The organism is Paenibacillus sp. 01T422 (assembly GCF_056398785.1).
On record NZ_JBFTQB010000102.1, the window covers coordinates 1 to 14,728 of the forward strand.

The following is a 14,728-nucleotide window of genomic DNA, read 5'->3' on the forward strand; positions in this document are numbered from 1 at the left end:
CTTGCGAATAATGCTCACATACACCCTCTGTTGTTGAGGGTTCATCGGGTTCATATCTAAATAAGAGGCGACGACCACCTTCTCTTTCGTATCGGTCAGTTTCTGGTACCATTCACTCTGTTTATCGCTTTCCTTCAGTACGAAATAGCTTCCCCCGCTTCCAATTGTCGGATTCGTGGTAAACACACCTAGCCAGGAAATGTACGGATACTGATCTGTATATGGACGCAGCTTGTCACGCAAGTAGCTATCATAAGTGTCATAGTAAATGGACAAGTCGGAATAGGAGGCTTCCAACTTTCCGTTGAAAGTTCGATCTGCTGCTACCGTGTTACCRATCGCTACGCTTTCGTTTACGATCTGGGTGAGTTCATACGCTGCTCGATCCAAAGAAATCTGCAGATTTTCCCTCTCCCGACTTTGCGTATCCCGGCTATTTTGCATGTAGAACAGGATATTGATACTCATAATTGGAAGTAAGACGCACAAAAGATAGATAAATAGAAACTTATATTTTAGCGGTATGTCATTGACGATATGGCTGAAAAGCTTCCATTTTCGGTTCATTGTCGCTCTCCTATCGGTTCTCAGCCTTTTTTGTACGATGAAGGGATTACGCCGGTCAAGGCTTTGAACTTCGCACCAAACTGCTCAGGATCTGAATACCCTACCATGTGGGCGACTTCATTTATTTTCATCTCCGTACGGAGCAGGAGCTTCTTAGCCTCCGTAATGCGAACGGTGTGCACGTATTCATTGAATGCGAGCCCGCGTTGCTTTCTAAAGCGTTGGCCTAAGTGAGCCGCATTCACATGTAAATGCTCAGCCACGTGTTGAAGCTGCAGCTTTCCTTGGTAATGTTGTTTAACGTATGCTTCAGCAGCAGAAACAAGATCATCGATACGAGCACCTTTCTCCCTTACGTTCCACTCTGCTGCTTCCAGAAACTCTTTCAACATGCTGTTTTTCAGTTCTCCCAAATTCTTCGGAAGAGGCGATGCAAACCATCTTCGTGTCCAGTTCTCCATATCTGCTCCCTGTTGGGCTAGTTCTTGAAGAATCTCCAGCTTCAGCGTAGACAAGTTTGCCGCCTCCCATGCTTCCGAAGAAGATAAAGCCATAAATAAGTCAAGCGTAAGGGTACGAACGGCATCTACATGGCCATAGTTGACGGCATGGATCAACGCTGTCTTGGTTACCTCAGTAATCGATGGAGATTCCTCTGACATTTTGACCTGATAATAGTAGACCTTGGGAAGATTGGAGGGGAATTTGCACACCTCTGCGGTAAGCGCTTCCTGATAGGCTCTACGCAATGAAGTAACGCCTCTAACCTCGCTGCTGATTGCAAAAGAGAAGGTCTCTACGCATTCTTTTCGGATATGTGTGACGAAACGATCTATAAACAAATTCGTTAATAGAAATTCCATTGAGTCCACAGCAAGAATAAAACCATACCTGTTAGTGCCCAGCACGAACGAATACACGCTCACTTCCGCCAAGGCTTCCGAATCCACGGCGACCCGAAGACGCTGAAACAGGCTGATCTGCTCTTGCTCGCTATTATCCAAATTGCTAGAAACAAGGTAGATACAGCGAATTCTTGATTGCTCGTGTAGATTCAGCAGGCTCCACGCCTTGTCCACCCATTCCTTTCTGACGTCTCCCATCAAAAGCCGTGAAATTGTTTCAGTACGACTACGATCAATGATTGAGTGCTGCAGCATACGTCGTGATTCCTCCGCGCGAATGTCCTCCGCAACAGCAAGAACTGCGCTCTCTAATTCCATCTCGTCCAAAGGCTTTGTCAAGTAATTGGAAACCCCGAATTTCATAGCTTGCTGCGCATATTGGAAATCGGCGTAACCGCTTAACACGATAAATTTCGTATCAGGAAAGCGCATATAAACCTTTTCAATCAATGCCAAGCCATCAATGACGGGCATCCGAATATCCGTTATGATCAGATGAGGGCAGCTTTCCTCTACTAGCTGTAGAGCATCCTCTCCGTCTAGCGCCTCTGCATATATTTCAAATCCAAGCTTGTGCCAATCAACTAGAAAACGTAACCCTTCCAGCATGATCGGCTCATCATCGGCGATCAGAACCCTCAACATTCGCGTTTCACCTGATTTCCCTCTTGATATGAGATTATTATACGGTCCCGCCCATAGATCAGCAACGGAAAAGCCGTTCTAGTCCTCGGACTAAAACGGCTTTTCCAATGCCCGAACCCTTATTCTTTTACACTTCCCAGATTTAAACCTACTACAAAGAAGCGCTGCAGGAAAGGGTAAACTAACAAAATCGGCACAGCAGTTACAATGGTAATGGCAGCCCGAACCGAAGCAGGTGTAACCATACCTTTGGACTGGCCCGTGTTAACACCATTTAAGAGCGCAGGATCACTGTTGCTGCTCATTGTAGAGCCCAAGAGCTTCATCATCTCGTACTGCAGCGTACTTAATTTAATATCGGAAGAAGCGTATAAGAACGTGTCAAACCAGGAGTTCCATGAGCCAACCGCAATGAATAACGCAATGGTTGCCAAAACTGGCGTGCAAAGAGGAAAGATAATCCGCAGAAAAATGGTCAAATCTCCTGCCCCGTCTATCTTCGCTGATTCAATTAAACTCCCCGGGAGAGACTTGATATAGGTTCGGATGACGATCAGGTTAAATGCACTAACCATTCCTGGAAGAATGTACACCCAAAAGCTGTTCAGCAATCCCAGTTGCTTGATCAGGAAATAATTCGGGATCAGGCCAGCATTGAAATACATCGTCAGCACGAAAAACACGCCAATGATCTTGCGGAACAAATAGTGTGGCTGAGCCAACGTATAAGCTAACATCGAAGTCAGAAAGACACCTAACACTGTAAGCATTACGGTTCTAGCGACCGAGATCCAGGCAGCATGATAGATCGTTCCTGAGATGAAAATTGCTCGATAATTTTGCAAGCTCCAAATCCTCGGCCACAAGTATAGGCCGCCCCGCAGCGTATCGTTTCCTTCATTAAAAGATACCGTCAATGTATGAAGAAAAGGATACAGGGTTACGGTGACCAAAAAGAGCATAAAAAATCCGTTCAGTGTGTTGAATAGAATCGCTTCCAAGCGACTATTCGGGAAAGTAGCCGTTTTCATATCCAACCCCCTTATAACAACCGCTCTTCGCCGAGGCGCTTCGCAATATGATTCGCACTCAAAACCATGACAATACTGACGATCGTCTTAAATATGCCCGCCGCTGTTGCAAGCGAGTAGTTGCCAAGTGCAATGCCATATTTCAACACAAAAATATCAATCGTTTGCGACCAGTCCACAACCAGACCATTCCCCAACAAATATTGCACTTCAAAGCCTGCATCCAAGATATGGCCGACATTCATAATTAACAGAATAATGAACGTCGCTTTAATGCCCGGCAGGGTAACATAGCGCATTTTCTGGTACCGGTTGGCTCCATCCATGGAGGCAGCTTCATAAAGCGAAGGATCTATGGACGTAATCGCAGCCAGGTAGATAATCGTGTTCCAACCTACTTCCTTCCACACATTTGCGGCACCGACAATACCCCAGAAATAATGTCCGATGCTCAGCCACATAATTGGCTCCTTGATGAAATGAAGCTTCATTAATACGACATTGACGATTCCATCCTCTACGGACAGCGTGGAAGCCACAATACCAGCCGCAATAACCCATGACAGGAAGTGAGGTAAGTACGAAATTGTCTGTACCGTGCTTTTAAATATTTTTGTTTTGATTTCATTAAGAAGAAGCGCCAGCACGATCGCTGTTACAAATCCCAATACCAAATTGATTAAGCTCATGCCAAGTGTATTACGGAGGACCTGAAGGAAGACATCATCACCCATCAGAAATTTAAACTGATCAAAGCCAACCCACTTCTGTTTGAGAAATGGCAAGGCTGGGCGATAATTTTGAAAGGCCATTAGCCAGCCCCAAATGGGGACATAATTGAAAATAATCAAATAGATCAGAATCGGTACAGACATAAAGATTAACTGTTTTTGACTTTTTATCGTTTTCCAACTGAGTTCTACGTCGATTTCCGGATCGATCCATTTCTTTTTCCTAACAACTGCTTTCGCTTCTTGTTTCCGTATAGTTTCGGCCATTATGACTCCCTCCCGAACCGAAATTTGTCATCTATAAACGGAGGAGACCTCGTCTCCTCCGCTCCTCGGTAATGACTTTGAATTATTTGCTGCTCCAGTTCTTGATCCGCCATTGAATCTGATCATTTATACGATCTTCGTAAGCTTTGATGTTCGCTTTGGAAAGCTGATCGGTATATTCTTTCCAGACTTTTTCGAAATCCGCTTCGCTCGCTAAGACCGCTTTCGGCAAATACTTCACGGCTAGATCGTTCATCTTGGTTTGGGCTACTTTTGCCGGGGAACCGTCGATCAAGTCAATGGACCACGCTGGATAATAAACCGGGTTATCAACAGGTGTTTTGAAGAACTCGGCCCAAGTCTTATGATTGTAAGCCTTCAACACTTCCTGATCCACTGGCTTCAAGCTGTCATAGAACTCCTGCGGCTGCGTGTTCGGATCAGTCGCATTCCCATCGATGTAAGTACCCTGCATTTTGGGTAAATTAAAGAAGAATGCTTCTGCTTTATTGGCTAACTTCCAGGTATTATCATTTTGCTGATCACGCTGTTCAGGAGTGCGATAATATTTGCCATCCTTCACTTGATAGTCCTGACCTTGAACACCCCATTGCAGTGTTTTCTGCCAATCCTCCGTCATCAAACTATCAAGGAACTTTATAATAGCGACCGGATCTTTCGCCTTAACCGATATGCCATAACCGCGATTGATGGTTAAAGCAGGACGATCCCGGTAGTATTCCGTCGCACCTGGATAGAGCAATGGGAAACCTACGTAGGTGCCGCCAAAATTCCCCTGAGAAATCAATGATTTCTCGCCATCACTAAAATTCCAATGCTGGTCAAACATACCGATAACACGACCGCTTGCAATTTTGGCCAAATACTGATCATAGTTCTGCACAAGTGCTTCCTTGTCCAACAGTCCTTTACTGTTTACCTCGTTCAGCTTCTTGTAATAGTTCTTTGCTACATCCTTGTCAGCAAAAATGGATGCCTTGCCGTTATCTACAATCACGCCGCCGTCGTTCGGATGTCCTGCCAAGTGTTCTGGCGGATTCTGCAACGGAAAGGTTCTCCAATCAAAGTTCAGCGTCTCGAAACCAATCTTGTCTGGGTGCTGCTGCTTGGCCTTTTCTACAATTGCGAAGTAATCCTCAAGTGTCTTGGGAGTCGGCCATCCCTGCTCCTTCAGAATGTCCTTTTGTAACCAGAAGCCGGGGCCCTCGTAAGTCGTTTCAGTAAATGTTCCTGTGAAAGCATTGTAACCCGGAAGTGCATAGATATGACCACTTGCCGGATCCTTTATCTGGTTCCAAACATCCGCATAATGCTTCTTCAAGTTCGGTGCGTACTTCTCGATCAAGTCTTCCAGAGGTACGAATGCGCCTGCAGCAATCAACTTGTCATCGCCCGTAATCACATCTGGATAATCGCCTCCAGCAATCATAACACCTAGTTTCTGCGTAAGGTCACCGACCAGAAATTCCATTTTTAAACTGACACCTGTTTGATCCTTAATCATCTTATAAATGCGATTGTCTGCCGTAGGCTGTTGGTAAGAGTTAGCAATAAACATAGAAATCGTCATCGGTTTAATAGCTTCCGTACCCTGCGTAGCTACCGCGCTTCCTGTGGTAGTTGGAGCCGTGTTAGAAGCAGTCGAACTGCTGTCTGCGTCATTGCATCCTGACAAAATAACACTGAGAGTCAAAACAGGAACGATCATTCGAAGGGTAGTACGCTTCATTTGTAACGCCATTTTCTTTTTCCTCCCTTTCACATCTCCCTTTAAACGCTTACATAGTGATATATTTAATTATATCTTTTTGGAATACGCTTACAATTCATAAACTAAAGGTCTTCCCCCTATAAATTAAAGGTGCTTTTATTGTAACACAAGCTAACTACTGAAATTGGTTGCGTTATACTACCCTTTTAATGAGAATAAGCAGCCGATCAGGTCGGCTGCCTTAGTGTCACTATTCATCTCCAGATGTGCTAGATACATCCAATGTTAACAAAACTACAGAAGCTTTTGGGATTATAACCGTAAGATCAAAACCTTCTGGTGAAATGTCCTGTTCCACCGGTGTAACTTTATAGGGTTCCTCAAAAGAATTGCCATCCTGATGATTGTTAGAAGATAGTACAATCATTCTCCCATTGCTATTATAGTGGCCGCCTTTCAGATTCAACATGATCTCTTGATCTTCATCCACGATTAAATTCGCAAGTGTAACTGCTAGTATACCGTCCCTGATCGATGCTGAGCAGGAGATGCTTGGAATATCATACGTCTTTCCTTCTATTCTATAGGTTATATTTTTACAATTAACTTTCGTTTTAAGGCTTATTGCATGCTGGTGAATTTTATACATATCAAACACGTAGTAGCTTGTAGTTGCCACACAGGCATTGCCYTTGGCAAGAAACAGAGAATGGATACAGTTGACAAGCTGAGCCACATTAGCCATGATAACTTTATCACAGTGGTTGTTGAAAATATTTAACGAAAGCGCCGCCAACACTGCCTCTCTCATTGTGCTCATCTGCTCAAATAAATACTTGCCCGGCAACGGATGCCTGCCATTCTGCTGATGCCACACTCCCCATTCATCGACGACGAGTCCAACCGATGTTCCGGGCATCGCAGCGCATATCATCTCATACTGGGATTGAATAAACGGTTCCATGTCCAGTCCGACCCGCATCATTTCATACCACTGCTCATCACTATATGCCAGCTCGGTACCCATTCTTCCCGTATTCGTCACATAGTAGTGAAGTGAGTATCCAAACATAGGAGCAACTCGCCCCACTGTGTACATCTCTTTATACTTGTCAAAAAATTTCCCCGTCCATTCGGGAATATCTTCATAGGGTCCGCATGCGATAAACTGAAGATCCTGCCCTACACTTTTGCTGATGATGCTGTACTTTCTGTAAATATGGCAGTAATCCTCAGGTGTCATGCAGCCGCCGCCACCCCAATTTTCGTTGCCAAGCCCCCAATATTTAACGTTAAAAGGCTCCCGGCTTCCGTTCTCCTCCCGTTCCTGCGCTAGTGTAGTTGTACCTTGCATCATATTACAGTATTCAATCCAATTTCTAGCTTCTAAAACGGTYGTTGTCGTAGCATTTACTGCAAAGTACGGCTCAGCATTGACTAGACTGCAAAAATCGATAAACTCATGGGTACCAACCTGGTTAGATTCGAGCTTCCCGTCGTTCATATACCACCAATTAACGGTTGTGGGACGCTTCTCACTTGGACCGATACCGTCTCTCCAGTTGTAAGTCTCCGCAAAACAACCACCCGGCCAGCGGATAACAGATGGGTGAATTGCTTTTAATTTCTCAATAAGCTCCTGTCTGAATCCCTTTATATGAGGAATATCGGAGTCCTCGCCTACCCAGATTCCGTCGTATACAACTCCGCCCAAGTGCTCAATAAAGTGTCCATAAATATTGGGATTAATTTGCCCTATCTCTTCATTCAGCCAAATGTCGATTGTGGTCATCATTTTTCTCCCGCTCTTACCATTTAGGAAATAAAGGATAGGGGCATGCCCTATCCTTTATTTTAGTCCGTATTTGTACAAGACAACCGCAATATTTGCACGTTCCTCCATGTATATAACCAGTGCAACCCTTACACTCAGCTAGCCGATTATGCCATGTTTCCTCATCTACAAGCTCAATGTGCCTTGATTGAATCAGCAATTGCAGCATTGCCTCAATCTTTTCAGGTGCGACATCTATCGTCTCCGAGCAGTCCTTGCATGGACCGTGTTTGTTAGCCATCAGATAGCTCCTCCCGATTCAATCGATCGTCAGCACGACAACAGACATCGGCGGGATATCCGCATGGAATCCTTCTTGATTCAGCTCTACACTAGTAAATGGCTCGGGCTTGACATGAACAGGATTTTCAAAAGAATTATGGCTGTTCATGGAGGACGAAACCAAGACTCTTCCCGTTACCTGCTTACCGATGAGTCCTCCCATATTGCAATCTACTGGTGCAGCATTCCTCGGATCTGTATTGCAAATGGTAATATTCAGCTTACCTGCAGCATCTACGGAGGCAGAGGCGCTAAGCTGCGGCACTTCTTCTCCATTAAGCTTGTATGCGCCGCTCTGAATCTCAATTGGTTGCAGGATGGCATCCTGATGTACCTTAAACATTTCGAAAACATGATAGGTAGGGGTCAGAATCATTTTATCCCCTTCTGTTAAAATAACAGCCTGGAGTACATTAATTGTCTGGGCAATATTCGCCATTCTTACGCGGTCAGCGTGATTATTGAAGATGTTCAAACTAATTGCTGCAGAAACCGCATCTCTCATTGTATTTTGCTGAAAGAGGAAGCCTGGATTGGTACCTGGCTCAACATCAAACCACGTGCCCCATTCGTCTATGATAAGCGAGACCTTCTTCTCGGGATCGTATTTATCCATAATAGCCGAATGTTTCGATACAAGTTCTTCTGTGAAATACGCTGCCTTCATGATGCCAAACCATTCACTTTCCTCAAAATCAACGGCCTGGCCTCTTACCGCATTCGGATCTTTTATATAAATTCTGTTACCATCAGGATTTTCTATGACGAAGTTGTGATCTCTTAACCTCGTGTAGTAATGGAGCGCTAGTCCGTCCATGAAATGACCTGTTTCCCGCATCATCACTTCCGTCCAGTGGTAATTGTCCCCTCTAGGGCCGGCAGCAATTTTATAAATGGCATTGTCCCCATAATCTCTAACATATGTACTGTATTGTCTGTAAAGATCCGCATAAAATTCCGCTCTCATTCGGCCGCCGCAGCCCCAATTTTCATTGCCTATGCCGAAATAAGTCAAATTCCATGGCAATTCCCTGCCGTTCGCTTTCCGCAGATCCGCTATCGGCGATTCGCCGTCGAAGGTCATATATTCGACCCACTGTTGCATCTCATAGACAGTTCCGCTGCCAACATTCCCGCATATGTAAGGCTCAGTCTCCAGCATTTCGCATAAGTCGAAAAATTCATGGGTCCCGAAGTGGTTATTCTCAACCACGCCACCCCAATGCGTGTTAATCATTCGCGCTCTGGATTCCTTAGAACCGATGCCGTCCTTCCAGTGATACTCATCGGCGAAGCACCCACCTGGCCAGCGTAAGATGGGGATTTTCATATCTTTTAGCGCCTGAACGACATCATTGCGGATACCTCGTGTATTGGGGATATCGGAGTCCTCGCCTACCCAAATCCCTTCGTATATGCAACGGCCCAGATGCTCGGCGAAATGTCCGTATATGTTTCTGTCAATTTTGTGAACCGCTGCTTCTGGATTAATCTTAATGCTGCTTTTCATACTTATCTGCCTCCTGAGTAGAATGATTTATTTGGTTCTAGCCTTTAACACCGCCACTGGACAAGCCTGAAATAAAAGCCTTCTGATTTACCAGGAACAAAAGAATTACCGGAATAATAGCAAGCACGGCACCGGCGATCAGCATATCGTAATTGTTGCCATATGGTGACATCAGCGAAGCAAGACCTATAGGAATCGTGAACATCTTATTCGTGCGCAGCACAATCAACGGCCATATAAAACTGTTCCAGTTCTGCATCGCCAATAGAATCCCCATTGCACCAAATGCCGGCTTCATCAAGGGCACCATAATTTTGATATAAATGCCAAACTCCGAGCACCCGTCTATTCTTCCCGCGTCCATAAAATCTTTGGAAACACCCGTTATATACTGCCGAAAGAAGAAGATCGCCATGGGTGATACAACGAAAGGTAAAATAACACCATAATATGTGTTAATAATGCCCATTTTCACGATAAGTTTATAGAGAGGAAGCATGAGTATTTCAAGTGGAACCATCATGACAAACAATACCAGTATAAAAACAGTATTTTTACCTTTAAAATTGTATGCCCCTAAACCATAGCCCACTAACGAGGAAAGAAACAGTGCAACTACAGTATGAAGAGCTGTGATGCCAAGACTGTTTCTATACCAGTACAAATAGATACTGCCTTTGCCTGAGAACAGCAACTTGTAGTTGTCAAGACTCATAAGACTGGGTATTATCCTGAAATCCATGCCATTTCGAAATAACTCTTTAGAGCTCTTAAATGAAGCCATAAACATGTAGTATAGTGGGAACAAGACGATAAAGCATACGATGAGAAAGAAGACGACGATAAGTGCCGTCAACAGCTTTCTTCTTAGCTTAGTATTCATAGATCCGTTCACTCCTTCTTGAAGAGCCCGAACAATTTCAGTTGCACCATATTAACGGTGAGTACAATCAGGAGGAGGGTAATGCCAATAGCTGATCCCATACCCATATCATTTCGCTGAAATGCCTGCTGGTAAATTAACCGCACGATGGTAAGCCCGATATCCCCCGGCATTCCTTCATTCCAGAACACATAACTTTCTCCAAACATTCTGTATCCTTCAAATATGCCTATCGTTAACGTGTAAATAATAATTGGCTTTAAGAGCGGCAAAGTAATCCAATAAAACTTGCGAAAGGCATTGGCCCCGTCCATTTCAGCAGATTCATATAGTTCCTCGGGGATACTTTGTAGACCGGCAAGGTAATAAATCATATTAATACCTGCGACTCTCCACGTATTGAGAATAACCATCAGCATCATGCCTGTACCATAATTCAGAATCCAATTCTGCGGCGAAATGCCGAGTTTAGCGATAAAGGAATTGATTAAGGCCGTATCCGCTTCTCCGAACATAAGCCTAAAGGAAACGCCGGCTACGATCACAGACGTTAAGGCCGGGATGAAAATAACCGACTTAAAGAATGATTTTCCCTTGACCAATGATAAGTTCAAAAGAACGGCGAATATAATCGGGATCGGTATTAATAACAACAGAGACAGAATGGTGTAGATCGTATTGGTTTGCAGAGCGTTGAAAAAATGCTCATCAAACATTCTCCTGTAGTTATCAAGACCTATAAATTTACTGCTGTTAAGTCCGGTGATTTGATTTCCTCCTTCATGTCTAGCAGCACATTGAATATTTTCTCATTGCTGAAATAAGGATCGGGCTTCTGCAGCTCCGGATCACTCCAAACATCCCATCTGATCGGATCGAATTTCAGCTCTTGCCAAATTCTTATATTCGACTCTTTGCTTAACTTCGCATATGCGAGGAACTTCATCGCGATATCTTGGTTCTTACTTTGCTTGGTAACGGCTGTACCTGTTCCACCCATTCCTGCGGATCTTACGTCACCCTTTTCCCATACTGGCATCGGGCGCACCAATATTTTCCCTTTTAAATCAGGCATATACTCCAAGAATCTGCTCATGTACCACATTGGCATGATAAGTGAAGCCGCTTCTCCTTTGTTCATATAAGTGAAAAATTCTTCAGCCCCGGTATTGCCTCCAGGCATAGGAACCGCAATTTTATCCTTGTAAATCATATCCTTCATCGCCTGAAGGGTCTTAATATTGGTATCGTTATCGAGCGTAACGTTACCGTCTTTATCTAAATAATCGGAGCCTCTTTGAACGATCATTGGCCAGAAGGGTCTTTGTCCGGTAACCTCAAAAGCGGTCATCACCTTTCCAGTGGCAGCAACAACTTTTTTTCCTGCCTCGGTATAATCATCCCAAGTTTTAATGTTATCCACGTTCACGCCAGCTTTATCCATAAGCTCCTTATTGTAGTAAACCACCGTTGCGCCTACATGAAAATCAATGCCGTAATATTTTCCGCCTTTGCTATAAATATCGAATCTGGACTGGATGAATTTGTCCTTCTCAGGCTCGATCACTTTGTTTAATTCCACAAGCTGAATATCGCCTTTAAGGAAGTTTTGAAAGAAGTTGATGTTAATGTCAGCAATATCAGGCGCGCCCACGCCGGATTGTAACGCAATTAATAGTTTATTGTGCATTTCTGCGTTGGGATACGTGCCGCTTCATCACTGCTGCATCCCGATAAAATGGAAGTCAACAGGAACACTGAAGCAACCGCTGTAAATAATGCTTTTTTCATACACTCTTACCCCCTTCATTTTCATTTCTTGGTGACAGCTACTAACTGTGCACCTGTTAGTTATTATACAAATTTGGGTATCATGGTCGAACTCCAATATTTTGCACTCCACTACAACATTTTGTTATGTATTAAAAATGCCTTTTCGCTTGTTTATTTCCTGCAAGTCTGCTCATATTCCAGGGGAGTCATGCCCGTCATTTCTTTAAAGACCTTAAAAAAGTAGTTATAATTGTTAAATCCTACATCATTCACAATATCTTTCAGCTTTAATTCACCGAACTCCATATATTGCTTCGCATGTTCAACACGCACATGATTTAAATATTCGGTTATCCCCATCTGACACTCTTCCTTAAAAACCCTGCTGATATATGAACTGCTTACACCAGCGAATTCGGCCACATCCTGGAGCGAAACATCGTTCTTGTAATTATTCTGGATGTATTCCATAGCCTTATGGGTAATGCCGCTAAGTGAGTCTCGGTATTTCATCCGATTCAGGATTTCAATAAGCTTAAGGTATAGATTCAAAATCCAAGATTTAATATCCAGAAGAACTTCATATTTCTGCATGAGATTATAAGGAATGTCCTCGGCAGTATATAGCTTCGACATCTCAATACCGGTGTCCTTAGACGTTTTATTAACGATATTAATTAATTCCGCACAGATAATTTGCGTTGATTTGCTGCTAAGCCTCAAGCTCGAAATTTTGATGAAGACAGCATCGATTAAGCTTTTCACGGTTTCAAAATCTTGATTTTTCAAGGCAGCGTAAATGGCTTTCTCATCTTTAATGTCCAGACAGTAAAATCCTTCTTCATGCTTGCTCGTTGTGCTTTCAATAAATATCCCATTCTTTCCCTTATAAAACTTGTCCTTCAGGACGAGTACGGCCTCCGAGTATGCATAATGAAGCTGCTGTATATCATTGCATACCTTACTTACACCAAAACTGGCCGTAATATTCAAATATTTTTTGATCTCCGACCTAATTCGATTGAGGAATGTATACACCTGATTGTGTATATACATCCAGCTGTGGTTATGTCCCAGTGAAAATATCATCGCAAATTTCCCTCTACTTGTATGGATAATTACTGATTTGGCCCAATCGTTAAGAATTTCTTTGGAAATATCGAGAAAAGTTTGAATGAATACATCGACTTCTTTTATGCTGAATCTCTCTTCAATCAAACGAAAATCGTCAATCTCCACCACTGTCACTATTAAGTTTTCCTTGTCCATAGTTATGTCTAACGCGTTGATTTCGCTTAATATTTCCCCCCGACCTGACAGACTGCCCTCAAGGAGCTTTCTAATAAACTCATGGCGAGAACGATCCTTGCCTATCAAAAGTTCATGATTTATCTCATTTTGTTTGTCACGTGCATTACGATAGGCAAGAATTGAACCTTTTGCAGTTTTTAAAATATCGAGTAATACGGAGGCGTTCAGCCTATGTTTCAGTACATAATCCATTGCTCCCCTCTTCATGCTCTGACGGACATAATCAAAATCGTCATAAGCGCTTAACACAACAATTCTAACCTGTGGATACTCACTTTCTAGCTGCTGTATCAATCCGAGCCCATTCATTCCAGGCATGTTAATGTCGGTAATAACGATATCTGGAACATCCTCTTTCATAAGGTGCATGGCATGAATGCCGTTATACGCTTCCCCGGAAATATAAAACCCGCAACTCTCCCAATCGAGCATCGTTTTCAAATCCGTTCGCGAAACCGCATGATCATCGACTATAAGTACCTTCAGCATATTTTCCTAGATCCTCCTCTCCTACAGCAGGTAAAGTAATTTCTACGGTTGTGTAAAGATTAGGAATGCTTTGAATGGCAATTCCATATGTTTCTCCGAAGTATAGCTTGATTCTTTCATCCACATTTCGAATGCCAATCCCACTCAGTCCATTCTTTTTATTTGATAATGATTCCCCCATGAGATCATTTAGCGTTTTGTTGTTTATGCCGATCCCCGTATCGGTCACGATAATTTTTAAGTCCTCTCCGACCTTGTAGCCTTTAATGATAATCAGTCCTTGGCCTTCCATTGGCTCAAGCCCGTGGAGCAAACAATTTTCCACGATCGGTTGGAGAATAAATTTGGGGACATGAAAGTCCATAATACTTTCTTCCATTTCGTAATGTACCCTAAACTTATCATAATCCCGGAAGGCCATTATATTTAGGTAGTCTTTTACATATTCGATTTCTTCCTGCAGGCTGATCAGTACGCTTCCTTTTCCCATACATCCATGAAGCAGCTGAATTAAGGAAGTGATGATACTCGAAATACTCTCTGCCTTCTGAATATTGGCCATCCACCTGACAGTGTTCAGTGAATTGGAGAGAAAATGTGGATTAATCTGGGCTTGCAGTGTTTTCAGCTCTGCAGCCCTTTTCAATTTTTCTTTTTTTGTCACCTCGTCGATCAGATATTTAATTTCAGCCACCATATGATTAAAATTTGTAGCAACCTTCCCTAGCTCATCGCTGCTGTTGTCTTCGATTCGAGTAATTAAATTAC

General features: G+C 43.3%; 11 protein-coding genes and 2 pseudogenes. All 13 read right to left on the bottom strand.

Annotated elements, in window-relative coordinates; translation table 11 throughout:
- Positions 1-567: pseudogene (locus AC1DUA_RS08000) on the bottom strand (sensor histidine kinase); the annotation flags it as partial.
- Positions 568-587: 20 nt separating this feature from the next.
- The gene (locus tag AC1DUA_RS08005) at positions 588-2,117 is read right to left on the bottom strand and encodes a response regulator (RefSeq protein WP_477499226.1); all 1,530 of its coding nucleotides are present in this window, start codon (positions 2,115-2,117) and stop codon (positions 588-590) included.
- 119 nt (positions 2,118-2,236) lie between these two features.
- Positions 2,237-3,148 (bottom strand): carbohydrate ABC transporter permease, encoded by a 912-nt coding sequence (locus AC1DUA_RS08010; RefSeq protein ID WP_477499227.1) that lies wholly within the window; start codon positions 3,146-3,148, stop codon positions 2,237-2,239.
- An 11-nt stretch (positions 3,149-3,159) separates the two neighbouring features.
- Complete coding sequence (locus AC1DUA_RS08015; protein ID WP_477499228.1) at positions 3,160-4,146, bottom strand: ABC transporter permease; 987 nt, start codon at positions 4,144-4,146, stop codon at positions 3,160-3,162.
- Between the two features lie 82 nt (positions 4,147-4,228).
- Complete coding sequence (locus tag AC1DUA_RS08020) at positions 4,229-5,908, bottom strand: type 2 periplasmic-binding domain-containing protein (protein ID WP_477499229.1); 1,680 nt, start codon at positions 5,906-5,908, stop codon at positions 4,229-4,231.
- Positions 5,909-6,128: 220 nt separating this feature from the next.
- Positions 6,129-7,673, bottom strand: a complete 1,545-nt coding sequence (locus AC1DUA_RS08025; protein ID WP_477499230.1) for an alpha-N-arabinofuranosidase — start codon at positions 7,671-7,673, stop codon at positions 6,129-6,131.
- Positions 7,674-7,686: 13 nt separating this feature from the next.
- Positions 7,687-7,953: a DUF6171 family protein gene (locus AC1DUA_RS08030; RefSeq protein WP_477499231.1), complete on the bottom strand. Its 267-nt coding sequence runs from the start codon at positions 7,951-7,953 to the stop codon at positions 7,687-7,689.
- Positions 7,954-7,971: 18 nt separating this feature from the next.
- Positions 7,972-9,504 carry an alpha-N-arabinofuranosidase gene (locus tag AC1DUA_RS08035; RefSeq protein WP_477499232.1) on the bottom strand — a complete coding sequence of 511 codons (1,533 nt, stop codon included), beginning with the start codon at positions 9,502-9,504 and terminating at the stop codon, positions 7,972-7,974.
- A 37-nt stretch (positions 9,505-9,541) separates the two neighbouring features.
- Positions 9,542-10,387 (bottom strand): carbohydrate ABC transporter permease, encoded by an 846-nt coding sequence (locus AC1DUA_RS08040; protein WP_477499233.1) that lies wholly within the window; start codon positions 10,385-10,387, stop codon positions 9,542-9,544.
- 8 nt (positions 10,388-10,395) lie between these two features.
- Positions 10,396-11,103 carry a carbohydrate ABC transporter permease gene (locus AC1DUA_RS08045; RefSeq protein ID WP_477499234.1) on the bottom strand — a complete coding sequence of 236 codons (708 nt, stop codon included), beginning with the start codon at positions 11,101-11,103 and terminating at the stop codon, positions 10,396-10,398.
- 53 nt (positions 11,104-11,156) lie between these two features.
- Positions 11,157-12,101 (bottom strand): annotated as a pseudogene (locus AC1DUA_RS08050) (ABC transporter substrate-binding protein); the annotation flags it as partial.
- A 230-nt stretch (positions 12,102-12,331) separates the two neighbouring features.
- Positions 12,332-13,960, bottom strand: a complete 1,629-nt coding sequence (locus AC1DUA_RS08055) for a response regulator (protein ID WP_477499235.1) — start codon at positions 13,958-13,960, stop codon at positions 12,332-12,334.
- A partial coding sequence (locus AC1DUA_RS08060) for a sensor histidine kinase (RefSeq protein WP_477499236.1) occupies positions 13,935-14,728 on the bottom strand: 794 nt, incomplete at its 5' end. The genes AC1DUA_RS08060 and AC1DUA_RS08055, both read right to left, overlap by 26 nt.